This is a genomic window from Methylobacterium sp. SD274 (assembly GCF_017355285.1).
In the GTDB taxonomy this organism is placed as follows: Bacteria; Pseudomonadota; Alphaproteobacteria; order Rhizobiales; family Beijerinckiaceae; genus Methylobacterium.
In genome coordinates, this window is sequence record NZ_JADIJP010000010.1 from 95512 (window position 1) to 120058 (window position 24547).

At 68.5% G+C, this 24547-nt stretch carries 23 protein-coding genes; 10 read left to right on the forward strand and 13 right to left on the reverse strand.

Features of this window, described 5'->3' with window-relative positions; all coding sequences use genetic code 11:
- Positions 1-85: 85 nt before the first annotated feature.
- Positions 86-1366 carry a D-serine ammonia-lyase gene (locus tag IPV08_RS11125; protein WP_207411929.1) on the forward strand — a complete coding sequence of 427 codons (1281 nt, stop codon included), beginning with the start codon at positions 86-88 and terminating at the stop codon, positions 1364-1366.
- A 64-nt stretch (positions 1367-1430) separates the two neighbouring features.
- Here the strand turns inward: IPV08_RS11125 and IPV08_RS11130 are convergent, their stop codons facing one another.
- Positions 1431-2603: a zinc-dependent alcohol dehydrogenase gene (locus tag IPV08_RS11130; protein ID WP_207411930.1), complete on the reverse strand. Its 1173-nt coding sequence runs from the start codon at positions 2601-2603 to the stop codon at positions 1431-1433.
- Positions 2604-3042: 439 nt separating this feature from the next.
- On the opposite strand from IPV08_RS11130, the gene IPV08_RS11135 reads away from it, so the two are divergent.
- Entirely contained in the window at positions 3043-3369 is a 327-nt protein-coding gene (locus IPV08_RS11135) for a four-helix bundle copper-binding protein (protein WP_207411931.1), read from the forward strand.
- Between the two features lie 17 nt (positions 3370-3386).
- Here the strand turns inward: IPV08_RS11135 and IPV08_RS11140 are convergent, their stop codons facing one another.
- On the reverse strand, positions 3387-4475 hold the full coding sequence (locus IPV08_RS11140) for a DUF2778 domain-containing protein (RefSeq protein WP_207411932.1): 1089 nt from the start codon (positions 4473-4475) through the stop codon (positions 3387-3389).
- Positions 4476-4800: 325 nt separating this feature from the next.
- Entirely contained in the window at positions 4801-5100 is a 300-nt protein-coding gene (locus tag IPV08_RS11145; protein WP_207411933.1) for a hypothetical protein, read from the reverse strand.
- 259 nt (positions 5101-5359) lie between these two features.
- On the opposite strand from IPV08_RS11145, the gene IPV08_RS11150 reads away from it, so the two are divergent.
- Positions 5360-6349, forward strand: a complete 990-nt coding sequence (locus IPV08_RS11150; protein ID WP_207411934.1) for an Ldh family oxidoreductase — start codon at positions 5360-5362, stop codon at positions 6347-6349.
- An 87-nt stretch (positions 6350-6436) separates the two neighbouring features.
- Positions 6437-7633: a phosphatase domain-containing protein gene (locus tag IPV08_RS11155; RefSeq protein ID WP_207411935.1), complete on the forward strand. Its 1197-nt coding sequence runs from the start codon at positions 6437-6439 to the stop codon at positions 7631-7633.
- Positions 7634-7654: 21 nt separating this feature from the next.
- On the opposite strand, the gene IPV08_RS11160 is transcribed toward IPV08_RS11155, so the two are convergent.
- The 9 genes from IPV08_RS11160 to mdcA form a co-directional block, all read right to left on the reverse strand.
- The gene (locus IPV08_RS11160) at positions 7655-7948 is read right to left on the reverse strand and encodes a hypothetical protein (RefSeq protein WP_056427179.1); all 294 of its coding nucleotides are present in this window, start codon (positions 7946-7948) and stop codon (positions 7655-7657) included.
- A gap of 79 nt (positions 7949-8027) precedes the next feature.
- Positions 8028-8477, reverse strand: a complete 450-nt coding sequence (locus IPV08_RS11165) for a GNAT family N-acetyltransferase (protein WP_207411936.1) — start codon at positions 8475-8477, stop codon at positions 8028-8030.
- A gap of 579 nt (positions 8478-9056) precedes the next feature.
- Positions 9057-10004: a malonate decarboxylase subunit epsilon gene (locus IPV08_RS11170; RefSeq protein WP_207411937.1), complete on the reverse strand. Its 948-nt coding sequence runs from the start codon at positions 10002-10004 to the stop codon at positions 9057-9059.
- Entirely contained in the window at positions 10001-10864 is an 864-nt protein-coding gene (mdcB, locus tag IPV08_RS11175; protein ID WP_207411938.1) for a triphosphoribosyl-dephospho-CoA synthase MdcB, read from the reverse strand. The genes IPV08_RS11170 and mdcB overlap by 4 nt, the downstream gene beginning before the upstream one ends.
- On the reverse strand, positions 10861-11532 hold the full coding sequence (gene mdcG / locus IPV08_RS11180; RefSeq protein WP_348646108.1) for a malonate decarboxylase holo-[acyl-carrier-protein] synthase: 672 nt from the start codon (positions 11530-11532) through the stop codon (positions 10861-10863). Before mdcG ends, mdcB begins: the two co-directional genes overlap by 4 nt.
- A complete protein-coding gene (mdcE, locus tag IPV08_RS11185) occupies positions 11525-12256 on the reverse strand; it encodes a biotin-independent malonate decarboxylase subunit gamma (protein WP_207411940.1) in 732 nt (243 codons plus the stop codon). Before mdcE ends, mdcG begins: the two co-directional genes overlap by 8 nt.
- Entirely contained in the window at positions 12243-13175 is a 933-nt protein-coding gene (locus tag IPV08_RS11190) for a biotin-independent malonate decarboxylase subunit beta (RefSeq protein WP_207411941.1), read from the reverse strand. Before IPV08_RS11190 ends, mdcE begins: the two co-directional genes overlap by 14 nt.
- Entirely contained in the window at positions 13175-13486 is a 312-nt protein-coding gene (mdcC, locus tag IPV08_RS11195) for a malonate decarboxylase acyl carrier protein (protein WP_207411942.1), read from the reverse strand. Before mdcC ends, IPV08_RS11190 begins: the two co-directional genes overlap by 1 nt.
- A gap of 12 nt (positions 13487-13498) precedes the next feature.
- Positions 13499-15145 carry a malonate decarboxylase subunit alpha gene (gene mdcA / locus IPV08_RS11200; RefSeq protein ID WP_207411943.1) on the reverse strand — a complete coding sequence of 549 codons (1647 nt, stop codon included), beginning with the start codon at positions 15143-15145 and terminating at the stop codon, positions 13499-13501.
- Between the two features lie 299 nt (positions 15146-15444).
- On the opposite strand from mdcA, the gene IPV08_RS11205 reads away from it, so the two are divergent.
- From IPV08_RS11205 to IPV08_RS11230, 6 genes are all read left to right on the forward strand, one after another.
- Entirely contained in the window at positions 15445-16113 is a 669-nt protein-coding gene (locus IPV08_RS11205) for a GntR family transcriptional regulator (protein WP_207411974.1), read from the forward strand.
- Between the two features lie 168 nt (positions 16114-16281).
- Complete coding sequence (locus IPV08_RS11210; protein ID WP_207411944.1) at positions 16282-17271, forward strand: S41 family peptidase; 990 nt, start codon at positions 16282-16284, stop codon at positions 17269-17271.
- 152 nt (positions 17272-17423) lie between these two features.
- Positions 17424-17786: a hypothetical protein gene (locus IPV08_RS11215; RefSeq protein ID WP_207411945.1), complete on the forward strand. Its 363-nt coding sequence runs from the start codon at positions 17424-17426 to the stop codon at positions 17784-17786.
- Between the two features lie 42 nt (positions 17787-17828).
- Positions 17829-19217: a PepSY domain-containing protein gene (locus IPV08_RS11220; protein ID WP_207411946.1), complete on the forward strand. Its 1389-nt coding sequence runs from the start codon at positions 17829-17831 to the stop codon at positions 19215-19217.
- A gap of 25 nt (positions 19218-19242) precedes the next feature.
- On the forward strand, positions 19243-19653 hold the full coding sequence (locus IPV08_RS11225) for a hypothetical protein (protein ID WP_207411947.1): 411 nt from the start codon (positions 19243-19245) through the stop codon (positions 19651-19653).
- Positions 19654-19715: 62 nt separating this feature from the next.
- Positions 19716-22037 carry a TonB-dependent receptor gene (locus IPV08_RS11230; protein WP_210348387.1) on the forward strand — a complete coding sequence of 774 codons (2322 nt, stop codon included), beginning with the start codon at positions 19716-19718 and terminating at the stop codon, positions 22035-22037.
- Positions 22038-22116: 79 nt separating this feature from the next.
- On the opposite strand, the gene IPV08_RS11235 is transcribed toward IPV08_RS11230, so the two are convergent.
- Complete coding sequence (locus tag IPV08_RS11235; protein WP_246747903.1) at positions 22117-24333, reverse strand: TonB-dependent siderophore receptor; 2217 nt, start codon at positions 24331-24333, stop codon at positions 22117-22119.
- Positions 24334-24547: the final 214 nt, after the last annotated feature.

Here is a 24547-nt window from a genome sequence, read left to right on the forward strand (position 1 = left end):
GCGAGGCTTGCGCGAGGCGGTCCCGCCAGTCCATCGAGCGCCGCGACGGCGCTGGGGCCATCGGGATCATAGGAAAAGGGAACGCATGAGCATGAATGCCGACACGTCGCCCGCCCGCGCCCTCGATGCCATCCCGGCGAGTGTGCGAGAGGCGCGGCCCACCACCTGGCTCAATCCCGGCCTCCAGTCGGCCGCCGAATTCCTGCCGAGCCTGGCTTTCTCCCTGGCCGATGTGGAGGCGGCGGAGGCACGCTGGCGCCGCTTCGATCCGCTTTTGCGCCATCTCTTCGACGATCTCGACACCGGGCGCATCGACTCGCCCCTGTTGCCCCTCTCCGACCCTGTCGCGCAGGCCATCACGGGTCCGACGGGCGGCGCGGTCTGGGTGAAGGCCGATCACGACCTTCCCGTCACAGGCTGCATCAAGGCGCGAGGCGGCGTCTACGAGGTGCTGGTCTATGCCGAGCGGCTCGGGCTCGAGAGGGGCCTGCTACGGCCGGGGGATTCCTATGCCCGGCTTGCGGAGCCGCAAGCCCGCGACGCGTTCGGCGCGCATACGGTCGCGGTCGGTAGCACCGGCAATCTCGGCTTCAGCGTCGGCGTCATGGCGCGGGCGCTGGGCTTCGCGGTCGAAGTCCACATGTCCCACGACGCCAAGGCGTGGAAGAAGCAGCGCCTGCGGGATATCGGCGCCCAGGTGGTCGAGCATCGGGGCGATTACGGCAGCGCGGTCGCGGCGGCACGTTCGGCCTTCGAGGGGCGGGCCGACGCCCATTTCGTCGATGACGAGAGCTCCGTCGACCTGTTCCTCGGCTATGCGGCAGCGGCCTTCGACCTGCGCCGCCAGCTGGACGAGGCCGGGATAAGGGTTGATCCGGCCCACCCGCTCTGCGTCTATCTCCCCTGCGGCGTCGGCGGCGCGCCCGGCGGCGTCACGCTCGGCCTGAAGCTGCTGTTTGGCGACGCCATCCGCTGCATTTTCGTGGAGCCGGTGGCCTCGCCCTGCATGCTGGTGCAACTCGCCGCCGGCCTGTCGCGCCCAGTGAACGTCTACGAGATCGGCCTCGACAATCGCACCGCCGCCGATGGGCTGGCGGTGGCGGGCGCCTCGATGCTGGTGGCGGGCACTGTGGGCCCGCTCATCGAGGCGGTGGTCACGGTCGCCGATGCCGAGCTGTTCGCCTGGGTGAAACGCCTCTGGTCCGATCCGGGCCTGCGGCTCGAACCCTCGGCGGCGGCCGGATTCGCCGCAATCCGGCCCTATCTCGATGCCGCCGCACCTGCGCAGGCGACGCATGTGGTCTGGACCACGGGCGGGGCGCTTTTGCCGGAGGCGGAGTTTCAGGACGCTCTGGCACGGGGATAACGATGAAGCCCCGTGCCTAGGATGGGATATGGCCTCGTTCCGGGCCATATCCCTGCCGATGCCGTCAGTTCGGGTGGAAGACCACCTTCACGCACCCGTCCTTCTTGTCCCGGAACGTCTTGTAGAGGTCGGGGCCGTCCGCGAGATTGGTGGAACGGTGGGTGATCATCGAAGTCATGTCGATCTTCCCCTCCTGGATCAGCTTCGTCAGCGTCTCCAGGTAGCGTTTCACATGGGTCTGGCCGCTCTTCAGGGTCAGGCCCTTCTGCACGATCGAGCCCATATTGATGGGAAGCGGGCCACCATAGACACCGGGGATCGAGACGATCCCGCAGGGGCGCACGGCCTTGATCGCCTCCATGAGGACGTAGGGGCGCTCGGTCGAGGTCAGTTTCTCCTGCAGGGTGCTGATAATCCCCGCGACGCCGTGGCCGGCGGTGGCCTCCATGCCGACGCAGTCGATCACGCCGTCGGCGCCCTCACCCTTGCTGATCTCCTTGATCCGCTCGAACACATCCTCTTTCATGAAATCGATGATGTCGGTGGCGCCGTATTTCCGGGCGAGTTCGATCCGCTCCGGCACCGTCTCGATGGCGATGATGCGCTCCGCGCCCATGATCTTGGCGGATTGGATCGCGAACAACCCCACCGGGCCGGCGCCCCAGATCGCGATGATCTCACCGCCCTTGATCTCGCAATGCTCGGCACCCTGCCATCCGGTGGGCAGGATATCGGTGAGGAACAGCAGCGACTCGTCGTCGACGCCTTCCGGTGCCAGCATCGGCCCCACATCGGCCATGGGCACGCGCACATATTCCGCCTGGCCGCCGGCATAGCCTCCGGTGAGGTGCGAATAGCCGAACAGGCCGGCGGTGGTGTAGCCGAACTGCGCGGCCGCCATCTCGGCGTTGCGGTTCGAGCGCTGACAGACCGACCAGTTGCCGAGCTTGCACTGGCGGCACTCGCCGCAATTGATGTTGAAGGGCACGACGATGCGGTCGCCCTTCTTGAACTTGGTGAAGCCCTGGCCGACCTCGACCACCTCGCCCATGAATTCATGGCCGAGGACGTCGCCGCTTTCCATGGTCGGCATCTGGCCGTCCATCAGGTGGAGGTCCGAGCCGCAGATGGCGCAGGACGTCACCTTGATGATGACGTCGCGCGAATCCTCGATCCGGGGATCGGGCACCGTATCGCAGCGGATGTCACCCTTGCCGTGCCAACACAGTGCTTTCATTGCGCTCTTTCGAAACCGGAATGTCAGGACGAGCCCCGGACGCGCGTGGCGCAGCAGGGCAGCGGGGTCGAACCCCGAAGCGAGGGCTCCGATCGGAAACACTCCCCGAGTCTGTGAGTTCCAGAGTTCCGAGCGCGTCATCTCAAGCACAATCAAGCTTGAGCTTACACTTCAGCGAACGCCGCCGGTTAAATCAGGCTATTAACATCGGCGAACGCGAGCGACGAACATAAGTTATCCCTAAATCCGGCCTTCAAAGCCAGAACCCATGCGCCGGAGAATGCGTTGTCGTCGTTGATGTCCAGGCCGCGCCGGATCGACAACGTCGGATCGGCATTCCGATCATCCGGGTTGGGCCAGGAACAGCGGTGGCACGATCGCCCGACGGTACCTCGGCCGGATGCACTGTCTTGCATGACCTCAACGGAGGACGCTCTCGATGACGTCCCACGACATGAAGGCCTGTATCGACGAATGCCTGACCTGCTACCGGACTTGCCTCGGCATGGTGTCGGAGCATTGCCTTCCGGCCGGCGGCAAGCATGTCGAGCCGGAGCATGTCCGCCTCATGCTGGCCTGCGCGGAACTATGCCGGACGTCCGCGCACATGATGCTCCTCGGGGTCGCGGAGCACCGTCAGACGTGTCGGGCCTGCGCCGAGATCTGCGAGGCCTGCGCGGCGAGTTGCGAGGCGGTCGGCGACATGGACACCTGTGTCGCCGAATGCCGCCGCTGCGCCGAATCCTGCCGGGCGATGGCGGCCTGACCGGAGCCGCGAAGGCTTCAGCGGCCGAACAGCTTCGCCGTGAGCGAGGCCGGTGCATCGCCCTTATAGCCGGCCACCACCACGAGGCGACGGATGTCGCCCCGGAGATAGGCCTGAAGGAAGCGGTTGTAATCCTTGAACACCACGCAGCCATTGGACGCGCCGCTCGGGCCGAGCATGTAGGTATGGGCGAGGATGCCGTCGCGGCCGTGGATGGCGGCGCTGCCGCCCACGGGGTTGAGGCGGATGGCGCGCACCCCGTGGAACAGGGCCTCGCGCTCGGTCAGATCGTAGGTGCCGGGCGGCGTCGCCCCACGCATGCGGACATGGACGAGACGCGGGTTGTCCATGTGCTGGCCGAGGCCCGAATGGGCTTCCAGCTGCTCCCCGCTCGGCAGGGTCACCGTGCTGGTGCTGATGTCGTAGATCGCGGTCCCGCCGCCCGCCGTCGCGGGCACGCGGTCCAGGGCCCGGCGCTGGCTCAGATCGATGGCACCCGTATCGGCGGAGGCATAGGCGAGGGCGGGAGCGGGGCTGCGCTCGGGATCACGCCGGCCGAACACCGTTTCGAAGAACGACCGCTCGGCTTCCACATCCTGCCGGGCCGCGACGACACTCCGCGAGGACGGACGGCGCGTGGCGAGGCGCGGCTCGCGGGAAAGGGGCTTCAGGTCGATGGGGCGCGGAACCGGCGCGGGCATCGGCTGGACGAGGCGAGCGGTCTGCTGGAGCGGCCGTGCCGCGGAGGCCGGCGCCGCGGCGGCAAGCGCGATCCCGGGCGCGATCTCGACGGCGGAGGCCTTCGGCGTCTCGAACCCGGCCACCTGCATCGGCTCCGAGGCGCGCCAGTCCGGCGTCCGGACACCCAGGGCGGGGGAGGGGTCGAGCATCCACGCGAAACTGCGGGCGACAGCGGCGGGCTGTGCCCCGGGGACAATCTGGCGGCTCGCGAGCGGTGCCGTCGCAGCGGGAACAGGCGCGTCCAACCCGGTCAGCCGGGGAAACGTCGCGACGAACAGCGCGACGACGGCCGTCTTCAAAAGGACACGGCTGCGCGGCCGGGAACGGCGGGGACGGCGGCGATAGGTGGACGCGTCGTCGATCATGCGGGCTGTACTCGGATACGCGTACCCTGCCCGCACGCCCCTCGAAGGACCTCACCAAGCTCATGCAAGAGCCCCGCAAAGGTCACGTCGACCGGCCATGTCGTTTTAGGGAACCATCAACCTCGATGCCTCCCATTCAGCGCGAAGTTGGTTAATCACCGATAAATCGCGCGCATATTTTTTGAAGGGATGTACTGGCCGCCCGGGTCATTCCCGGTCACCCCACATGAGATCGCCCCGCCTGCCTTTCGGCGGACGGGGCGACTTCCACTAATCAGACTATCCAGTTTCGGAGGCCCACGCCGCGAAACCTTACCCCCGGGCTTTACTTGCCGCTGGGAGCAGCTCCGCTGCCGGTGGCGGCGTTACCGCCATTCGAGCCGGCCGGCGCACCCGGCGTCGCATTGGAGGGCACGTCGCGCGTCATGCCGGGTGCGGCCGTGGAACCGGTGGTGCTGGCGCCACCACCCATGCGCTCCATGCCCTTCTCGCTGTTGCTCTTCACGCTGCCGGGGTTGTTCATGTTGCCCTCGGCGCTGGCACCACCAGCAGCAGTCTGGGCGAAGGCTGCGCCGCTCAGAGAAACAGTAAGGGCGGCCGCGACTGCGAATGTCTTGATCTGCATAGTATATTTCCTCATGTCGTACGGACTTGGCTCAACAACGTCCCACGCCAAGCATGGTTCACAAAATAATCATTCGCCGTTGATCGAGGATAAATACAAGATTCCCGCGAGCCGAGAGCCACGGCTCAGCTTGTACGTGCGATCGCTCGTCTTTGTCCGATGGTCCTTGCGCCATCCAAACCATTACGGCTTGGCCATGCCCCGCGGCGAGGGGACTTCGCTCTCGACAGGTGACGGAGAGCTGGCTTAAGGCCACGCCATGCCGATCCTTCGCCTCGACGCCGCCCATCGCCTCGCCACGGACACCCTGGTCCGCTGCGGAACCGCGCCCATCCAGGCGGAGAGCGTCGCCAGGGCCCTGGTGGGCGCGGAGGCCGACGGGCTGAAAACCCACGGTCTCATGCGGCTCCTCGCCTATGGCGAACAGGTGCGGGCGGGCAAAGTCGTCGGCGATGCCGTCGTCACCACCGCGCGGCCGAAGCCGGGACTGCTCGCCATCGATGCCGCCCACGGCTTCGCCTATCCGGCCCTCGATACAGCCATCGCGCTCCTGCCCGAGATTGCCCGCGAACAGGGGATCGCCGCCGCCGCCATCCGACGCTCGCATCATTGCGGGGCCGCGGGCCGGCCGGTGGAGGCCCTGGCCGAGCAGGGCCTCGTCGCCATCCTGTTCGCCAACGCCCCCGCCTCCATGGCGCCCTGGGGCGGAACCCGGCCGGTCTTCGGCACCAACCCGATCGCCTTCGCCTGCCCGTTGCCGGGGGCAGAGCCGATCATCGTCGATCTCTCCCTGTCGAAGGTGGCGCGGGGCAACATCATCACCGCCAAGCAGCGCGGCGAGACGATCCCCGAGGGCTGGGCCCTCGATGCCGCGGGCAACCCGACCACGGACCCCGTCGCGGCGCTCGCCGGCACCATGGTGCCGTTGGGCGACGCCAAGGGCACGGCCCTCGCCCTGATGGTGGAACTGCTCGCCGCCGGCCTCACCGGAGCGCGGTTCGCCAGGGAAGCCACGTCCTTCCTCGATGCCGAGGGCGAGCCTCCCGCCACCGGCCAGCTCATCCTCGCCATCGATGCCACGGCCTTTGCCGGCAACGCGCTGGAACGCTTCGCCGTGATGGCCCGCTCGGTGGCGGAACAGGACGGCGCACGGCTGCCCGGAACCCGCCGCTTCGCCGCCCGCGCCCGCGCCGCCGAGGAGGGGATCACCCTCTCCGACACGTTGCTGGCGGAGATCGAGCGGCTGTGACGCCCCTCGATCCGGCCCGTCCCGCGCAACCTTCGGCCCTGACGACGGCTTGACCGCGATCACGATCGTATCGCGTCAGGCCGACTCATGACCTCACCTCCTCCGACCCCCGAACGGGCGACGCCGCGCTGGCGCAAGGCGGGCGGTCGCCTGCTGGCCCTCGTCGCCCGCCCGGTACGCCGGGCGCAGGGGACGGGCGGGACAGTGATCGAGGCCTATCGGGGCTACGGCTCGACCCGAGAGATCTTCCTGATCGGCCGGGTCTTCCGGCAGGCGCGCCGCGACCCGGACCTCAAGGCCGACGATATCGCCGCCGACCTGCGTGACATCGCCCGGCGCATCCGCAGGCGCAAGGTCGCCGATGCGTCCGTCGTCGCGCGTTTCGGCGGAGCCGAGACGACCGCCGTGACCGACCGCGACGGCTATTTCCGGGTAAGCCTCAAACCCCCGAACGTGCCCACCGTCGAGGACTATTGGCACGTCGTGGATCTCGAACTCGCAGCCGATCCGCCGGTGCGGGCGCAGGGGCGGGTGTTCATTCCGCCGGAGAAGTGCCGCTTCGTCGTCATCAGCGATATCGACGACACGATCATGCATACGGGCGTGGCCAACAAGCTGAAGATGCTGTGGCGGCTGTTCGTGGCCGATGCGGAGGACCGCGTCGCCTTCCCGGGTGCGGCGTCCCTGAGCCGGGCGCTGCATGCGGGCGCCACCGGCGACCAGTCGAACCCGATGCTCTACGTCTCTCGCGCCCCCTGGGGCATCTACGACATGCTGAGCGAGTTCTTCCGCCAACACGGGATTCCGGCGGGGCCGGTGCTGTTCCTGCGGGAATGGGGCCTGTCCTGGCGCCATCCGCTGCCGCGCCGCGCCGAGGACCACAAGCGCGACCTGATCCGCCACATGCTGGCGCTCTACGGCGACCTGCCCTTCGTCCTCATCGGCGATAGTGGCCAGCACGACCCGGAAGTCTATGCCAAGATCGTCTCGGAGAATCCCGGTCGCGTGCTCGCCGTCTACATCCGCAACGTCTCGCGCGATCCGTCCCGGGCCGAGCAGATCGAGCGCCTGTCGCAGGCGATCCTCGAGGCCGGCAGCAGCCTGGTGCTGGCCGGGGACACCACGATCATGGCCGAGCATGCCCTTTCGCTCGGCCTGATCGGCAAGGAAGGAGCGGACGCGATCCTGGCGGAATGCCGGTCACAGGTCATGCCGGAGACCGTGGAGCCGATCGTCATCGAGCCGGGCGACGACAAAGCCACCGCCCATAAGGCTCCGGCCTGAGAGCGGGGCTGCGTCGCCCCGTCAGTACCCGTATCCGTCATAGCCCCGGCGCGACGGGCGATAGCCGTATTCGCCCGCGCCGCCATAGGGACGGGGGGCGACGTAGCGCCGGCCGTAGGTCTGCAGATAGGGATCGAGCCGGGGATCGCGGTAATTGCCGTTGTTCACGCCAGCCGAGCGGTCGTTGCCGCTCAATGCCGAATAAGGCGAGAGCCCATCGCCACCACCGCCGGTGCCGCCGCGCGCCAGGGCGGCATCGGTGAGGCCGAGGATCAATGCCGAGGCGAGCGCCGCGCGAATGAGAGTCCGAGTCATGCCGGTCTCCTTGATCGGGTCAAAGTGATCACTGGAAGCAACGACGCGGTGAATTCCACGGTTCCCGGAGTAACCGGCATCAGCTCTTCTTGCGCAGCGGTCGGGTGAAAAGCGACCCGGCCGGCTCGAACCCCGTCCTGGCGCAGAATGCCCGCAGGCTTTCCTCATCGGGCGAGGCGGTGAGTTCGAGGGTCGCGCATCCCGCCATCCGGGCGGCCTGCGACGCGGCCTTCAGCAGGAGACGGCCGATCCCGCGGCGGCGCTCGTCCGGTCCGACCAGGAGGTCAGTGATCTGGGCGACGGGCTGAGCCGCCGTCAGCGAGCGATACCAGTGCAGGACGACGAGACCGCTCGGCGGCCCCCATTCGACGGCGATGAGGGCGGTCCCGCTCCCGAGGCGCAGGGAATCCAGCCGCTCGGCCAGATCGCTCGCGGCAATGGACTGTCCCGATGCCTGGAACAGGGCGGCAAGGCCAGCCGCGTCGGCAGCGGTCGCAGCCCGGATCTCGAGCCCATAGCGGCTAGCCAAACGCATCTCCGGTGGATGTCACTCGGACATCCATAGACCACCGGCGGAAAACTCGGGACATCCCGTCTCGTCGCGCGACCCGTCCGCGCGGTCATGAAGACGGACGGAGCGGCGCACCATCGGCGCACCGCTCCGTCCATCCGCCACGCCTCGCTTGGGGGCAGTCGGAGCGCAGCGGATCCGTTTCGCGCCGCTCTGTTTCTGGATGATGTCCGGCCCTCGCCCGACCCGCCGATTCAGCGGCCGCAGCCGATGCAGATGTCGCGGACCACACGGCTGCGCATCGGACCGGTCCTCTGGTTCGGAAGCTCGCCGCTGAAAGCATGGAGTTGCGGTCGCGCAGGAGGCTCGGGACGTCGGACGGGCTCACTTGAGCTGGCATTCGCCGGCGGCGCGGGCGGTGTGAGCGCCATGTTCTGAGCGGCACAGGGGCCCGCCGATGCGAGCGCGGCACCCAGGATACCGGCCCCGTAGATCCATCTCGACATGGTCAAGCCTCCCCGACCACCGTCAACGCAGCGGCAGGGCTTGGGGTTCATACGGATGATGGCGCAACGATGCAGAAGAGAGCCGGGCGGGTCAGCCCGTGCCGGCATTCGCCGCGAGCCAGTCCATGAGCCCGGACAGGGAGCGGAAATTGGCGACGGCATGGACGGCCGCGTCCGGCACGGCGTCCCGCGCCATGGTCGCCAGGGCATGGCCGGGGCCGAGTTCGAGCACGGCCCGCGCCCCGGCCTCGCGGATGCCATCGAGACAGGCCGCCCAATCGATGGTCTGCGAGATCGCTTCGGCCAGTTTGTCGAGCCCTTTGGCGGCGTCGAAGACCGGGGCACCATCGAGACCGCTGAGGAGGCGAGGCGGCGGCGACGGGCCGAGGCGAGACGGCGGCAGGATCTCGGCCCGCGCCAGCTCCGCGCGAAACCGCGCGCTGGCCGCCGCCAGGAGCGGCGTGTGCGAGGGTGTATGGACCGGCAGAACCACGGCCCGCGCCGCCCCCGAGGCGAGCGCCCGAGCACAGAGCGATTCGAGATCGGCCACCGCCCCGCCGGCGACCACGCTGTCGGCGGCGTTGAGGATGGCGAGATGGCAGCCGTGCTCCTCGACCAGGGCCGTGACCCGCGCGCGCGACAGGCCGCGAAGGCCCGCGAGCCCGTAGCCCGGCCCGCTGGCCTCATCCATCGCCTCGGCTCGCGCGGCGGCCAGATGCAGGATCGAGGCGGGGGAGAACCGCCCCGCGCAGCCCCAAGCGGCGAGATCACCGATGCTGTAGCCGGCGAGGACCACACGACCGGGATACCTCTCCCGTAGGACGCTCCATGCGGTGAGGCCGGCGACGCAGCACAGGATCTGACCGGTGCGGTTCCCGTGCAGGGCCGGGCCGCCCGTCCGGGCGAAGTCGCGCGGGTCGGCGCCGAGGAGGGGCGTCGCCGCCGCGAAGATGTCCTGAGCGGCGGGATGATCGTCCACGAGATCGAACATGGCGGGATTCTGCCCACCCTGGCCCGAGAGCAGGACCGCGAGACTCATGCCGCCTCCAGTCCATCGACGAACAGGGTCATGGCGAGGAGGTCGGCGCTGCCGCCGGGGCTTAGGTTTCGGGCGACGAAGGCCCGGTGGACGGCCTCCGCTTGTGCCCGCCAATCGTCCCGCGCGACGCCTCCCCCGGCGAGGAAGGCGGTGGCCGTGGCGCGGGCGAAGGCATAGCCCGCCTCGCCGCCGCGATGGAGCAGGTTGGTATCCTCGAGATGGGCGATCAGGGCGAAGCAGGTCTCGACGCGAGCCGCCTCCTCGTCGCCCGGGCGGAGATGCCGCGCCCGGCGCAGGGCGGGCAGCCCAACCGTGTAGAGGGTCGGAAATCCGGCCGCAGCTTCGGCGGGCGCGCCGCCGATTCCGTAGCGCCGCCGCGCCGCCGCTCCCGGCGCATGGAGCAGGACGGGTCCGGCCAGGATCGCCTCGCCGAAATGCTCGCTCACGTGGCGCCCGAGCGCTCCCGGCGGCAAGCGGCAGGCCGTGTGGGCGAGGGCGCCCGCGGCAGCGGTAAGCAGGCCGAGGCCGAAGATGGCGCCGCGATGGGTATTCACCCCGCCCGTCGCCTCCCGCATGGCGGTTTCGGCCTCGATGCCGATCCGGCGCAGGGTGGGCATGCCGGCCCCTACGGCTCCGGCATCCGCCAACTCGGCGAAGTAGGGCAGGAGGGCCGTGGCACTGGCGCGAAAGGTGCCGGCATCCATGTCGGCATGGCTGCCGCGATCCACATGGCTGACGAGGCCGGGCTTCGGATAGGTCTCGACTTCGAGGCGCAGGGACTCGACCGCGCATTCCGCGATGTCGCCGGGGCTGAGCGGAATCCGGGCGCCCCTGACCGGAGAGCGGGCGCGGGCGATCATGACGCCGCCTCCCGGAGGAACGACGCGGCGGGGCGCAGGGCCAGGCTCTCCCGCCCCTTGCACAGGACGGTTCCGCCGATGGGAGCATCGAGCAGTTCGCGCCAGTTGATGCCGGCCCGGTCGGGCAGGACGATCTCGCCATCGAGACGCATCGGCGCGCCCGCCTCGATCCGTGCGAGGCCCTGCAGAAAGCGAGGATCGACCCGGCCAGAGACCGGCCAGAGTAGGTCGAGATCGGAGCCCGACCCGAGATAGGGAAGACCGGTCAGCACCTGCCACGACAGGCTTCCGAACACGGTCGGCACGAGGCCGTATCCACGGGCGAGGTTGGCCAGATCGTCGATGACTGATCTCCAGGCCGGCGGTGCGGTCTCCCGCGCGCTCTCCAGGGTGACCGGTGCAAGCCGGCTCGCGGCGGCAATCGGCAAGGCGAGGCCGATCCGGCGCTTGCCGGCGGAAGGCGGCAGCGGCAGGCCGGCGGGGATGTGGTCCGCAGGCTCGCCAGGATCGCGGCGTCGGGTGATGACCGGCCAGCCGCGACGGGCCCATTCGGCGAGATGGGGAACGCCATCGAGATCCTGGCGGCCGGCGACGAGGCGCTCCCAGGATGCCGGGTCGACGCGCAGGAGGTCGTGGCGGGCCAGACCCGACGCCTCGTCCTCAGTCACGGCGTGCCACGTCGCCCGTCGCCGCCCGCACAACCCGCCTGGCGATGTCCTGCGCCATGAGCCGCCCGCCGCGCTCCTGGCCGAGGACGTCGCGGCCATCCGTTGTGGAACTCCCGGCGATGAGGGCTTCGATCTGGGGACCGAGCGGTGCCGTGGGGTCGAGCACGGCATGGACCGCCCCGGCCTTCACCATGTTGTCGAGGCCGGGCGCGAAGACGGAGGTGGATGTCGCCATCTCTTCCAGCCGTTCGAGGGGGAGCTTCGTGACCCGCGCCACGGAGGGCAGATCCATCACGCTCGGATGGGCGCCGGGCAGGGCGGCGAGCACCCGTGTCGCCAGGGCGGTGGCGATGAAGGCACCGGCCGCCGTGTGCCCGTAGACGAGGCCGATCGTGGGGTGGCCGCTGGCATCGGCGAGGAGCAGCGCCTTGGCGAGATGGGCGAGATATTCGTTGAGGCCGAGCAGCTCGTCACGGCGACTCATGCGCTGGCTGTCGGAATCCACGGCGACGAGGATCGGCGTCCCGCCGCCCCGGCGCACCACGTCGAGGACGCGCCCGGCGAGGATGCAGGCACCCTCGATCCCGAGCGGGGTGTTGCCGTCGATCCCGACCACCGCGAGACGGCCCGCCCCGAAAGGCCCTTCGCCGCCGATGAGGCCGTCCTCGACCTCGACGCAGTGCCCCTCGGGAAACAGCGAGGCCAGGATTTCAGCGAGCGTCATGGGGCGCCTCCGGCAGTCGGGCGAGAAGGGCGTCGAACCGGTCCGTGTCCAGGCCCGGCACGGCGGCGGGATCGTTCACCCCGAGGCGGCTCCAGATCTCGGTGGCGTCGCGGGCATCGCCGAACCGGTCGAGGCGGGCTTCGAGGCGGGCCTGTTCGGCCTCCAGGGTGGCGAGATCGAAGGCCGGCGCCTTGCCGATCTGTTCGCGGGCCGCATCGCGAAACGCGCGAATCGTATCGTCCGCGAAAGCGTCCGCTCCGCCGATGAGGCGGCGGTGCTTTCCGCCCATGGTGCGCCAGACCAGCGCCCGGTCGCGGGAATCGAACTCCTCGGCTCCCCTGTTGGTCTCGATCACCTCCGGGCCGGAGACGCTGATGCGTCCGCCCTCCGAGACCACGAGGCGCGAGCAGGTGCCGGCGATGAGGCCGCCGCCGCCGTAGCAGCCGGCGCGCCCGCCGATCAGCCCGATCACCGGCACGCCGGCCCGGCGCAGATCGGCGAGGGCGCGCATGATCTCGGCGATGGCGGTCTCGCCGGCATTGGCCTCCTGTAGCCGGACGCCGCCGGTATCGAACAGGATCAGCACCGCCGCCGGCTTCACCGCGAGCGCGGCCCGCATCAGGCCGACGAGCTTCGCGCCATGGACCTCGCCGAAGGCCCCGCCCATGAACCGGCCCTCCTGCGCGGCCAGGAGGACGAGCGAACCGTCGAGGCGCCCGCGTCCCACCACGATGCCGTCGTCGAAGGCGCGCGGCAGGTCGAAAGCGGGCAGGTGCGGACTCATCACCCGCTGTTCGGGGCCGAGGAATTCCTCGAACGAACCGGGATCGACGAGGGCGTCGAGGCGGGCGCGGGCGCTGGCCTCGTACCAGCTCTGGTCGAGGGGATCGGCGGAGAGGGAGACGGGGCTCATCGCCATCACACGGCCTCCATCAGCCGGGCACCCTGGAGCAGGCGCAGGGTCACGGTGTCGGGCCGTGCCCCGCCATCGTTGATGGTGATTCGCAGGCCGCCGGGCTGCCGGCGCGCCACGAAATCGGAGACCACCGCCTCCCAGACCGATCCGTATCCGTTGATCGCGGTATCGATGTCGACGGTGCATTCGTCGGGTGCGAGGCTCCGCTCCATCAGCACTTCGAGATTGCCGGAGGCGACCACGCCGGTGATCGCCTGGGCCTTGGTGCCGGGCAGGGGCTTTGCCGTCCGATGCCGGAAGGTCAGCTTTTCCATGGGGGCGCTCCCTCACCAGTTCCGGAACTTGGCCGGCGGCTCGTAGAGGCCGCCCGACCAGTGCACGAGATCCTTGATCGACCGCGCCGCCAGGAGCGAGCGGTCGGCATCCAGGGGATCGATGCCGAGATCCTCCGGCCGGCGAATGATGCCGCGCGCCCGCAGCGCCTCGACCATGGCTTGGTCGCGCCCGCGCCCGACATCGGTGTAGCCGGCGACCCCGCGGATCGCCTGCTCGCGCTCGTCGAGCGTCCGGCATAGGAGCAGGTTGGCGATACCCTCTTCCGTGACGATGTGGGTCACGTCGTCGGCGTAGACCATGACGGGGGCGAGTTCGAGATCGAGCTTGCGCGCCAGTTCGAGGGCGTCGAGCCGCTCCACGAAGGCGGGGACCAGCTTGTCGCCGAAGGTCTCGACCAGCTGCACCACGAGCTTGCGGCCCCGGCGTAGCGCCGGATCGCCGGTGCCGCCGGCCTCCTCGCCGGCCTTCATCCAGGGGTCCGAGGGGTGGCGCCTGCCATGGGGATCGGAGCCCATGTTCGGCGCGCCGCCGAACCCCGCCACCCGGTTGGTGGTGACGGTGGAGGAATTACCCTGGAGATCGATCTGCAGGGTCGAACCGATGAAGAGATCGCAGGCATAGAGCCCCGCCGTCTGGCAGAAGGCGCGGTTGGAGCGCAGGCTTCCGTCGGAGCCGGTGAAGAACACGTCCGGCCGCTCGCGGATGTAGCGGTCCATCCCGACTTCCGAGCCGAAACAGTGAATCTGCTCGACCCAGCCCGATTCGATGGCCGGGATCAGGCTCGGATGCGGGTTGAGTGCCCAGTGGGTGGCGATCTTGCCCTTGAGACCGAGCCGCTCGGCGAAGGTCGGCAGCAGCAATTCGATGGCGGCGGTGCCGAAGCCGATGCCGTGGTTGAGGCGGCGGATGCCGTATTCGGCGTAGATCCCCTTGATCGCCATCATGGCCATCAGGATCTGCGTCTCGGTGACCGCCGCCGGATCGCGGGTGAAGAGCGGCTCCACGTAGAACGGCCTGTCGGCCTCGACTACGAAATCCACCCGGTCGCCGGGGATGTCGACACGGGGGACCCGGTCGACGATTGCGTTCACCTGCGCGATCACGACGCCGTTCTTGAAGGCGGTCGCCTCCACCACCGTCGGCGTGTCCTCGGTGTTGGGGCCGGTATAGAGGTTGCCGTCACGATCCGCCGAGACGCCCGCGATGAGGGCGACGTTGGGTGTGAGATCGATGAAGTAGCGCGCGAAGAGTTCGAGATAGGTGTGCACCGCGCCGAGCGCGATCTGCCCGCCATAGAGCATCCGGGCGATGCGAGCGCCCTGCGGCCCGGAATAGGAATAGTCCAGGCGCCGGGCGATGCCCTGCTCGAAAATATCGAGATGCTCGGGCAGCACGATCCCGGACTGAACCATGTGCAGGTCGTGGACCCGCGCCGGGTCGCAGGCGCTCAAGCCCCTCGCGAGGCAATCCGCCTGTTTCTGGTTATCGCCTTCGAGGCAGACCCGGTCGCCCGGCAACAGCACCGCTTCCAGCAGGTCGACCACCGCCGAAGCGGACACGACTTTGCCCTCGGCATGGGCGCGGCCGCGCTCGATCCGCGCGTCCCTGGCATTCCGCTGCACCCGCCAATCGGCCATCCGATCCGCCTCTCGTCATCCGGCCCCGCATCGGCGGCGACCGTGGGAACGCGCGGCCAGCGACAGGTCGCGGACCGTCTCGTATCGCGCCATGCGTACCCCGTCTGGCGACCAAGTCAATTCTGGGTATACCGATATGGGTTATCGGCGAGGTAAAGAATACGAGATGGCAATAAGACGAGGCCTCGGCATTCCGGGCGTGCTAGGATCCTCCCTCTCCCGCTTGACGATCCGCCCCATCTGGGATGAGGGACATCGTAAGGCGGTCCGGCAATACAAGCGGGGAGGGGACGACGATCATGGACGGCATCGCCGAGGAGCGGGGGCTTCTCTCCGACCTGATCCGCAACGCCCTGACCGACGAGATCGCCGCCGGCACCCTGAGCGCGGGCACGGCCCTCGACGAACAGGACCTCGCCGACCGCTTCGGCGCCTCCCGGACGCCGGTGCGGGAGGCGTTGCGCCAGCTCGCCTTCAACGGGCTCGTGGAGTTGCGCCCGCGCCGGGGCGTCGTCGTCACCCGGATGACGCCGGAGCGGATCATGGACATGTTCGAGGCCACCGCCGAGTTCGAGGCGATGTGCGTGCGCCTCGCCACCTACCGGATGACACCGCTCGAGCGCAGCCACCTCATGGACCTGCATGCCCAATCGGAAGCGATGGTGGAGGCGGGCGATGTGGACGCCTACGACACGCTGAACCGCGGCTTCCACGAGGCCCTCTACGGCGCCACCCATAACGGCTTCCTGCTGGAACAGGCGCTCGCCTTGCGCACGCGGCTCTCGGGGTTTCGCCGCACGCAGCTGCGCCATGGCGAGCGGATCCGGACCTCCCGCGCCGAGCACGGCGAGATCCTGGCGGCCATCGCCGAGGGCGACGGCGACGCCGCTGCGAGGCGGATGCGCGCCCACATGCTCAACGCCGCCAGCGCCATCGGCCATTACATCGCCGAGCATGCCGGCGCGTGAAGCGATCAATCGCGACGGCGGACAGGATGGGTTCCGCCAGTCGTACTTTGGTTTGGAATTTGCTCCGGGCCAGCGGCGGCGTTCGAGCCTTGCGAAAAGTTGGGCGACCCCGCTGGCCCTTGCCCATGGCGGACAATATGGTTGCCGGGAGTAGTTGGAGGTTTAGCCATGCGCCGTCGTCGATCCGTTGTCGCAGCAGTATTTTGCACAACTATACTTGTGATCGCGGCGACCCCTTCCGTTTCCAAGGCTGATGTTTCGTCGAAAAGCTTGAAGCCTGTACCCCTCGCCCCGGATACGGTCAGGAAGGTCGTGAGCGGCATCGCCACCGAGCTGAGGGAGGGATACGTATTCCCCGATCTGGGAAAGCAGGCCGCGGATGCAATCCAACGTGATCTGGATGCCCATGCCTATGCGAAGGCGAGCGATCCCGGCGAGTTCGCCACGCAACTCACCGAACGCCTGCGGTCGCTGACCAGCGACAACCACGTGAGGGTGATCCATGGCGATCCCTTCGCGAACCGGCCCAAGCCTTTGGACATGCGAGGGGCCGGCTTTCAGGTGAAGCGGTTGGAAGGCAACGTCGGATACATCCACCTCGCCAGCTTCGTTCCACCCGGGGATTTCAAGCCGGCCGCCGACAAGGCGATGCAGGACCTATCGGACACCGCTGCGCTCATCGTCGACATGCGCGACAATGGCGGCGGCCATCCGGCTTCCGTCGCCTACCTCGTCAGCTTCTTTCTCGATCCAAGCCAGCGCGTTCACATCAATGATCTGATCTGGCGCAATCGCGGGACGACGAGTTTCCGAACGGAGTCGTTCTGGAGTTCGCCCACCCACGTGAGCTACCTCGGCAAGCCGGTCTACGTGTTGGTCGGTCCCAAGACATATTCGGCAGGCGAGGAGTTCGCCTACGATCTACAGGCCCTGAAACGCGCGACCATCGTCGGTGAGAAAACGCGCGGGGGCGCCAATCCGGGTGGCCTCAACGAGCTCGGCTCGGATTTCTTCGTCGTCGTGCCGACCGGCAGGGCAGCGAATCCGATAACGGGCGGCAACTGGGGCGGTGTCGGCGTGAGCCCGAATGTGGCGGCCACCTCCAAGGTCATGCAAGAAGCGGCGCTGGCTTTGGCGACGCGCGACAGCAAGTTGTAGGGCCGGCACGTGCACTTTCAGCTCGTCCTTTCGGGAAAGCGGAAAGGAAAGACATCACCCGCTCCGTCGCCCACAGCCATACCGCACACCGAGACACCACCGATCCGCTCGCCACGTTGACGGCGCGCGAACCCGTGCCGTAAGGCCTCATCATGCGGAAGCTCTCGCCAGGGACGGCCGGCCTGCGCGCGATCATCGCCATGATCGCGCTCTACGGCCTGTGCCTCCAGGCCTTCCTCGGCACGATGGCGCCACCGGCCCCTGCGGGATGGGAAGGCGCCCTTTGCGGGCATGACGCTCCGGACGATCCCGCCGATGCGAGCCCGGCCTGCGCGCATGCGTGCTGCACGGCGGCCCATGCGGGACCGCAGGCTCCGGGACAGGACACGGCCTTCGCGACGGTGGTCTGGCAGGCTCGCCCCGCCCCGCTTCCGCCACGTCCGGACGTGGTGGTCCCCGCCGCGCGGGCACCGCCCGACCAATCCATCGGATCGCGAGGTCCGCCTTCCGCCTGAGAGATCAGACCGTTTCGATCGCTCAGACCCGGATTGTTCCCGATGACCCCATCGTCCCAGGGCGGCGCCCACGCATTTCGCGGGGCCGACGCCATGCGCGTATCCCGCGACAGCATCTATCGCGCCGTCTGGCGCTGGCACTTCTACGCCGGCCTGCTGTGCCTGCCCTTCCTCGTCCTGCTCTCGACGACCGGCGCGATCTACCTGTTCAAGGACGAGATCAACGCCACGCTCTTCGCCCACCGGACCGAGGTGACGGCGCAGAACCGGGCGCCCGTGAGCGCGAGCCGCCTCGTCTACACCGCCTCCGAAGCGGTTCCGGGCGGTGTGCCAGTCTCCTTCACCGGCCCGGCCTCCGCGACCGCCTCCACCCTCGTGACCATGAGGGAGGGCGGCAGCCGGATTCAGGTCTACCTCGACCCCTACAACGCCGACGTCCTCGACGTCGTGAACACCGAGAACGACCCGATGATGGTGGTGAGGCGCCTGCACAGCCTCAGCTATTTCGGCACGGTCGCCAACGGGATCGTGGAGGTAGTGGCAGGCTTCGCGATCATCCTCGTCGTCACCGGCACCTATCTGTGGTGGCCGCGCGGGCAGGGGGGTGGTGTCGTGACGATCCGCGCGAGGCCGTCCAAGCGGGTCTGGTGGCGGGACCTGCATGCGGTGACGGGCCTCGTGGCCGGCGCCGGCCTGTTCTTCCTCGCGATCACCGGCCTGCCCTGGTCGGTCTGGTGGGGCCAGCAGGTCCGCGCCCTGTCCAACGAAGCGGGGCTCGGCCAGCCGCGCGCCCTGTGGGCGGGAAGGGCGGTGTCCGCCGTGCCGATGAAGGACCGGCTGACCCAGGCGGGCTGGACCATGGAGGACGCGCCGATGCCGGTCTCGCAACCGGCGGACGCGCCCGCCATCGGCCTCGACCGGGCCTTGGCCATCCTCGACGGCCTCGGCATGCCACGCGGCTACGAGGTCGCGCTGCCCGAGGGACCCACCGGCATCTATGCCGCCGCGATCTACCCGCGCGACGTCGACCGCCAGCGGCTGATCTCCCTCGACCAATATACCGGCGCCCCTCTGGTGGACGTGGCCTTCGCCGATCTCGGCGGCGTCGGGCAGGCGATCCAGTACGGAATCGGCCTGCACAAGGGCGAGTATTGGGGCCGCCTGAACCAGTTGGCGATGCTCGCCTTCTGCCTCGCCACGATGCTGCTCAGCGTCACAGCCGGAACTATGTGGTGGAAGCGGCGGCCGGCGGGCGGTCTCGGCGTCCCGCCCTGGCCGCGCGACCGCCGGATCGCCGCCACGGTCACCGCCCTGGTCCTGGGTCTCGGCGCGCTGTTTCCACTGACCGGCCTCGCCATCCTCGCCATGATCGGGCTCGACTTCGGCATCCAGGCCCTCCGGCGCCAAGCGCAGCGACCGGCGGCGGCCTGACGTCATCGACGCGGGAGCAGCCCCCGTGAGCGACCTCATCCGCCAGTTTCGCGCCCTGCGCGCCCTGCGCCTCTGCCTCGGCAGCGGGTTGATCCTGCTCGCCCTGTGGGGACAGGCGATCGCGCCGCTGGCCGGCTTGCGGATGATGGCGGACCACGCCGTACCGGGAGCCTCGGTCGACCCGCTCGTGCTCTCGGCGATCTGCGGTCATGCGGAGGGCTCCGCCGCCATCGGGGATCAGTCTCCCGTCGCGCCGGCCTGCAAGGCCTGCCCGCTCTGCGCGGTCGGGCTGTCGAGCCCCCTCGTTCCCCAAGCGCCATCGGTGGCGCGGCGCCAGGGATGGCACGCGCTGGCCTGGCCGATCCCGCCGCCATCCGAGCCGGCCCGTCCGCATCGCCCGGCCGGCCAGCCGCGCGCACCGCCGACCGCGTCCTGATCCAGCGCGCGCCGTCTCCCCACGGCGCATCCCCTCTGCCGCGATCCGGAATGCTCCCCTCGATGTCATCCCCCCGTCCCCCTCATGCCGCCCGCCGCATCGGCGCCCGGCATGCCCTCCTCGCCCTCGCCGCCCTGCCGCTCGCGAATGCCGACGCCCTGGCGCAAGCCGCCGAGGACGGCGTCACGCTGCCGGAACTCTCCGTCGTCGGAGAGCCAGGCCGGAGCGGCTTCGGCGTCGCCTCGCCCCAGGGCTCGGCCCCCAGCGTCATCGAACAGCCCGTGGGGCAGGTGGTGACGCAGGTCGGGCGCAGCGGGACGATCGACAATCGCCCCGCCACCGATATCGGCTCGGTCCTCGTCAACAGCCCAGGCGTCACCGTGCGCCAGGGCAACGGCGCGCGCGACGTCGTCATCTCGATCCGGGGCAACAACGCCCGCTCCACCGGCGTCACCAAGAACATGGTGGTTCTGGAGGACGGGTTCATCCTGACGCAGCCGGACGGGGCCTCCCGCTTCGATCTCGTCGATCCGCGCGCCTATTCCCGCATCGACGTGTTTCGCGGGCCGCAATCGGCCCTGTTCGGCAATTACGCCACCGGCGGCGCGCTGGCCTTCCGGACGCGGACCGGCCGCGAGATCAACGGCTACGAGATCGGTACCGAGGCGGGCAGCTTCGGCTATCTGAGCAATTACTTCACCGTGGGCGGCGCCAGCGGTCCGGTGGAGATCAGCCTGTTCGCCAGCGACGCGCGCGGCAATGGCTACCAGGACCATTCCTCCTACGACACCCAGACCATCAACCTGCTGGCGAGCTACACGCCCACCCCGGACAACCGCTTCACCCTGAAGGTGATCAACAACCAGGTGAACGCGGATCTTCCCGCCCGCTCCTCCCTCGACCAGTTCGGCATCAATCCCTATCAGCGCGGCTGCGCGGCTGCGGCCACCGCCGCCCCGGGCTGCACGCTCACGAACCTGCGCATCAATGGGGCCTTCGGCGCCACCGTGCCGGTGACGGCGGACGAGGGCGCCTTCGGGCGCAAGGACCGCCGCACCATCGTGGCGGCGCGCTGGGAACACGATATCGACGCGCAGACCACATGGCGCACGCAGCTCGGCTTCGACGAGCGCAACTTCAACCAGCCCTTCTATACGTCCTCGTCGCGCGGCTCCTATCCGTCCTGGAACTTCCTCACCGACCTGACCCGGCGCGGCGACCTCTTCGGCCTGCCGGCGGTGGGCTACGTGGCGCTCGCCTACAACACCATCGACAACCACATCACGACCTTTAACCGCGCCCCCTATGGCGGACCGACGCTCGGCGCGCTGATCGGCGACCAGGAGGCCGTGCAATCGAATCTCGGCGGCCGTGCAAGGACGGAGGTCGCGCTCTCGGACCAGTGGACCGGCGTCCTCGGCATCGCGGCGGAGAACACCACCATCACCGGGCGCAACCTCGCCTACGGCTATTCGGCGGCGGGACGGACGACGACGGTGGCCACGACCGACCGCAGCTTCCTCAACGTCGCGCCCGAACTCGCCCTGGTCTACCGGCCGAACGCCGCCTGGGCCTTCCGGGGGCGGGCCGCCACGGGCTACACCACGCCGGCGGCGAGCAACCTGTTCATCACCCCCGCCGGCCTTCCGGGCAGCAACACCCAGCTTCAGACCCAGGAGAATCTCGGCTTCGATCTCGGCGCCGACTGGACTCCGACAGAAAATCTGCGCCTCAGCCTGACCGGTTTCTACGAGTTCTTCCGCAACGAGCTCGTGTCGCAATCCCCCGGCGCCGGGCTCCTGAGCTACACGTTCAACGCCCCGGCCTCGGAGCATCGCGGCATCGAGTTCGCGGCCGACTGGGCCTTCTCACCCGGATGGCGCGCGGTCGCCGCCTACACGTTCGACGACCAGATCTATACGACATACACCGAGCAACTCAGCGCCGGAGCCTTCACCGAAAGGTTCGACCGCGCCGGCAACGCCATCCCGGGCGTGCCCGCCCACCAGCTCCTCGCCCGTATCGGCTACGACCAGCCGACAGGGCCGCTCGCCGGCCTCGGTGCCTATGTGGAAGCGGTGGTCCAGGACGGCTTCTTCCTCGACAACGCCAACCAGTTGAAGGCGCCGGGTTACACCGTCGTCAATGCCAACGTGCATTACGCGGCCGACCTTCCCGGCGGATACGCCAAACGCATCAGCCTCTATGCGGAAGTCCGCAACGTCTTCGACGAGACCTACATCTCCTCGGCCCAGAACCTCGCGAACTCCCTCAGCGCCACGAGCGGCCTGCAGAACGGTGCGGGCGTGCTCGCCGCCACCACGGGCTCGGTCTTCGCCGGGGCGCCGCGCAACGTGGTCGCCGGGATGAGGCTGTCCTTCTGAAAACGCCGACGGGCCGGATAGGGCATCCGGCCCGTCATTGTCGGGACGATCGCGGGGTCAGCGCCTCAGCGGACCCTTGTCACCACGTCACGCGCGCCGTCACCAGGGCCTGGAACGGCTCGCCCACGGCCACCAGCAGGTTGCTGGCCGCCGATGACGTATAATAGGTCTCGTCGAACAGGTTCTTGAGGTTGAGCTGGATCGTTGTCGCCCGACCGTTCACCGCCGTGCGATAGGCCAGGAAGGCATCGCAGACGAGGTAGTGGGGCATGGTGAAGGTGTTGGCGGCATCGCCCGGCCGCTCGCCGATGTAACGGGTACCGAAGCCGGCCTCGAGGAAACCGGGGCCGAGGCGCATGGAGCCGAGCTCGCCCTCCCGCGTCACTGCGCCGAACTGGTGGGTGAGGAAGGCAGAGGCCGTCACGCGCGGCGTGTTCTGAAGCTCCTTGCCCGCAAGGATGGGATCCTCGGTCACGAGGGCCTGGGTGAAGCCGTAGCTTCCGATCACCGCCCAATCGGGCAGGATCTGGCCGGCGAAATCGAGTTCGAACCCGCGCGAACGGGCCTTGCCGGCGGTGGTGGCGAGCCGTGCCCCGTCCACCACCTGGGTGACCAGCACATTGGCCTTCTCGACGTCGAACATGGCTCCCGTCACGGTGAGGCCGGGGCCGAGATCCGCCTTCACACCGACCTCGTAGGCCTCGCCTTCCTCGGGGGCGAGGGAGCCGTTGGTCTCCAGATCGGTGACGTTGGGCCGGAACGAGCGGCTGAAGCTGCCATAGAGCGAGAGGTCGGGCGTCAGCTTGTAGACGATCCCGGCACGCGGGACCGGCTGCACGCCGTTGATGTCGGTGGTGACCACGGACGGTCGTCCGGCATAGGCGAGCTGATCGTAGATCTGCGCGCTGATTCCGGCCACCAGGATGAGCTGGTCGGTGAGGTGGAACGAGTCCTGGAGATAGAGGCTGGTGTTGTTGAGCCGGTCGCGGACGTCGCTCCCCGTGAGCGAAACCTGGCTCGACGGGCCGAGGCGATCATAGATCGGGTCGAAGACGTTGAAGCCGCCCTGGTTCGCTCCGCGAATGGTGGTCTTGCGGAAGTAATCCACCCGCTCGTACATCGCGCCGGCCAGGATGTCGTGCCGCAGGCCGAACGTGTCGACGCGTCCGGTCAGGTCGAGGCGTGCCACATGCGCGTTGAAGTCGCCGCCCTGGGTCGAGTCGGCCCTTCGGGTCAGCATGCCCCTCTCGGCATTGTACGAGACCGCGCGGACCTGATTGTCGTCGTAGCCGAGATGGCTGAAGCTGTAGCCGAAATGCAGCCGCCAATCGTCGTTGAAGCGATGCTCGATGTCGAGGCTGGCGAGATGGCTGGTGGCGTCGACGCTGCTGAAGCGTTCGTCGAAGCGGCGGTCGCGCGGGACCTTCAGGGGACGGCCGGTGCGCGGATCGAAGATGGTGCCGCGGTCGAATGGAATATTATAATGCGAGAACTCGTAGGCCACCGTCACCTTGGTGTCGTCGCCCTTCCAGGTGAGTGATGGTGCCACGACCTGTCGTTCGATCGCTCCGAAATTGCGCCAGTATTGATAATCCTGGAAATCGCCGACCACCCGGTAGGCGAGGTTGGTGCCTTCGATCGGCCCGGTCACGTCGGCCTGGACGAGACCGCCGCCGAAGCTCGTCCCGGTGATGCCGAGGGCGCCGTGTGACGTGAATTCGGGACGCTTCGAGACGAGGTTGATGAGACCTCCGGGCTCTGAGATGCCGTAAAGCAGGGAGGCCGGCCCTTTCAGCACCTCCACCTGCTCGATGGCGTAATTGAAGTTCTGCTGCAGGACCGTACGGCGGCCATCCCGCAGGATCGAGCTGTCTCGCGTGGTCCCGAATCCGCGCCGGATCACGCCTTCCTGCGTGCCCCCGAGGCTGTTGGCCTGGGCGGTGCCGCTGACGTTCCGCAGGGCCTCGTCGAGGGAGAGGACGGCCTGGTCGCGCAGGACCGTGGCGGGCACCACGGCGATGTTGGCGGGCGTGTCGAGGAGCGAGGTGTCCGACCCGGCCCCGAAACTGGTGCGCCGGGGCTGATACCCGATGGTCCTCCGGCCATCGCCGTCGACGGTGATCTGATCGAGGGACACGGCCATCGGGGACGCGGCCTGCACCACGGGGCCGTTCTGGGCCCAGGCCGTGTCCGCGAGGACGAGGGCGGCTCCGCCCGCCAGCAACCACGGCAAGCGGTTGGCGGCTCGGCGGTCGAGCCCCACCGCGTTTGTCAGGCATCCTGTTTGGTCTTGCATTGTCGGCTCCGGAAACACTCCGGGATCACAAGTATTACCAATGATATATTCTGACAATATCCAGTAGAAACATTGTAATTCTTCTAAATATGCAATTTATTGATAAATAAATAGGCGATATTTTTCATAGCAACCGATATTTCATGCGTCAGTAAATTTCTACTGCTTTGCCCTGCATGCACAATAGCCTGATTATCGACGGCGCAAGGCGATG

Bases quoted from the DNA above. Each gene is read 5' to 3' on its own strand.
- IPV08_RS11125 (WP_207411929.1), top strand. From the start codon at position 86: ATGAGCATGAATGCCGACACGTCGCCCGCCCGCGCCCTCGATGCCATC.
- IPV08_RS11130 (WP_207411930.1), bottom strand. From the start codon at position 2,603: ATGAAAGCACTGTGTTGGCACGGCAAGGGTGACATCCGCTGCGATACG.
- IPV08_RS11135 (WP_207411931.1), top strand. From the start codon at position 3,043: ATGACGTCCCACGACATGAAGGCCTGTATCGACGAATGCCTGACCTGC.
- IPV08_RS11140 (WP_207411932.1), bottom strand. From the start codon at position 4,475: ATGATCGACGACGCGTCCACCTATCGCCGCCGTCCCCGCCGTTCCCGG.
- IPV08_RS11145 (WP_207411933.1), bottom strand. From the start codon at position 5,100: ATGCAGATCAAGACATTCGCAGTCGCGGCCGCCCTTACTGTTTCTCTG.
- IPV08_RS11150 (WP_207411934.1), top strand. From the start codon at position 5,360: ATGCCGATCCTTCGCCTCGACGCCGCCCATCGCCTCGCCACGGACACC.
- IPV08_RS11155 (WP_207411935.1), top strand. From the start codon at position 6,437: ATGACCTCACCTCCTCCGACCCCCGAACGGGCGACGCCGCGCTGGCGC.
- IPV08_RS11160 (WP_056427179.1), bottom strand. From the start codon at position 7,948: ATGACTCGGACTCTCATTCGCGCGGCGCTCGCCTCGGCATTGATCCTC.
- IPV08_RS11170 (WP_207411937.1), bottom strand. From the start codon at position 10,004: ATGAGTCTCGCGGTCCTGCTCTCGGGCCAGGGTGGGCAGAATCCCGCC.
- mdcB (WP_207411938.1), bottom strand. From the start codon at position 10,864: ATGATCGCCCGCGCCCGCTCTCCGGTCAGGGGCGCCCGGATTCCGCTC.
- mdcE (WP_207411940.1), bottom strand. From the start codon at position 12,256: ATGACGCTCGCTGAAATCCTGGCCTCGCTGTTTCCCGAGGGGCACTGC.
- IPV08_RS11190 (WP_207411941.1), bottom strand. From the start codon at position 13,175: ATGGCGATGAGCCCCGTCTCCCTCTCCGCCGATCCCCTCGACCAGAGC.
- mdcC (WP_207411942.1), bottom strand. From the start codon at position 13,486: ATGGAAAAGCTGACCTTCCGGCATCGGACGGCAAAGCCCCTGCCCGGC.
- mdcA (WP_207411943.1), bottom strand. From the start codon at position 15,145: ATGGCCGATTGGCGGGTGCAGCGGAATGCCAGGGACGCGCGGATCGAG.
- IPV08_RS11205 (WP_207411974.1), top strand. From the start codon at position 15,445: ATGGACGGCATCGCCGAGGAGCGGGGGCTTCTCTCCGACCTGATCCGC.
- IPV08_RS11210 (WP_207411944.1), top strand. From the start codon at position 16,282: ATGCGCCGTCGTCGATCCGTTGTCGCAGCAGTATTTTGCACAACTATA.
- IPV08_RS11215 (WP_207411945.1), top strand. From the start codon at position 17,424: ATGCGGAAGCTCTCGCCAGGGACGGCCGGCCTGCGCGCGATCATCGCC.
- IPV08_RS11220 (WP_207411946.1), top strand. From the start codon at position 17,829: ATGACCCCATCGTCCCAGGGCGGCGCCCACGCATTTCGCGGGGCCGAC.
- IPV08_RS11230 (WP_210348387.1), top strand. From the start codon at position 19,716: ATGTCATCCCCCCGTCCCCCTCATGCCGCCCGCCGCATCGGCGCCCGG.
- IPV08_RS11235 (WP_246747903.1), bottom strand. From the start codon at position 24,333: ATGCAAGACCAAACAGGATGCCTGACAAACGCGGTGGGGCTCGACCGC.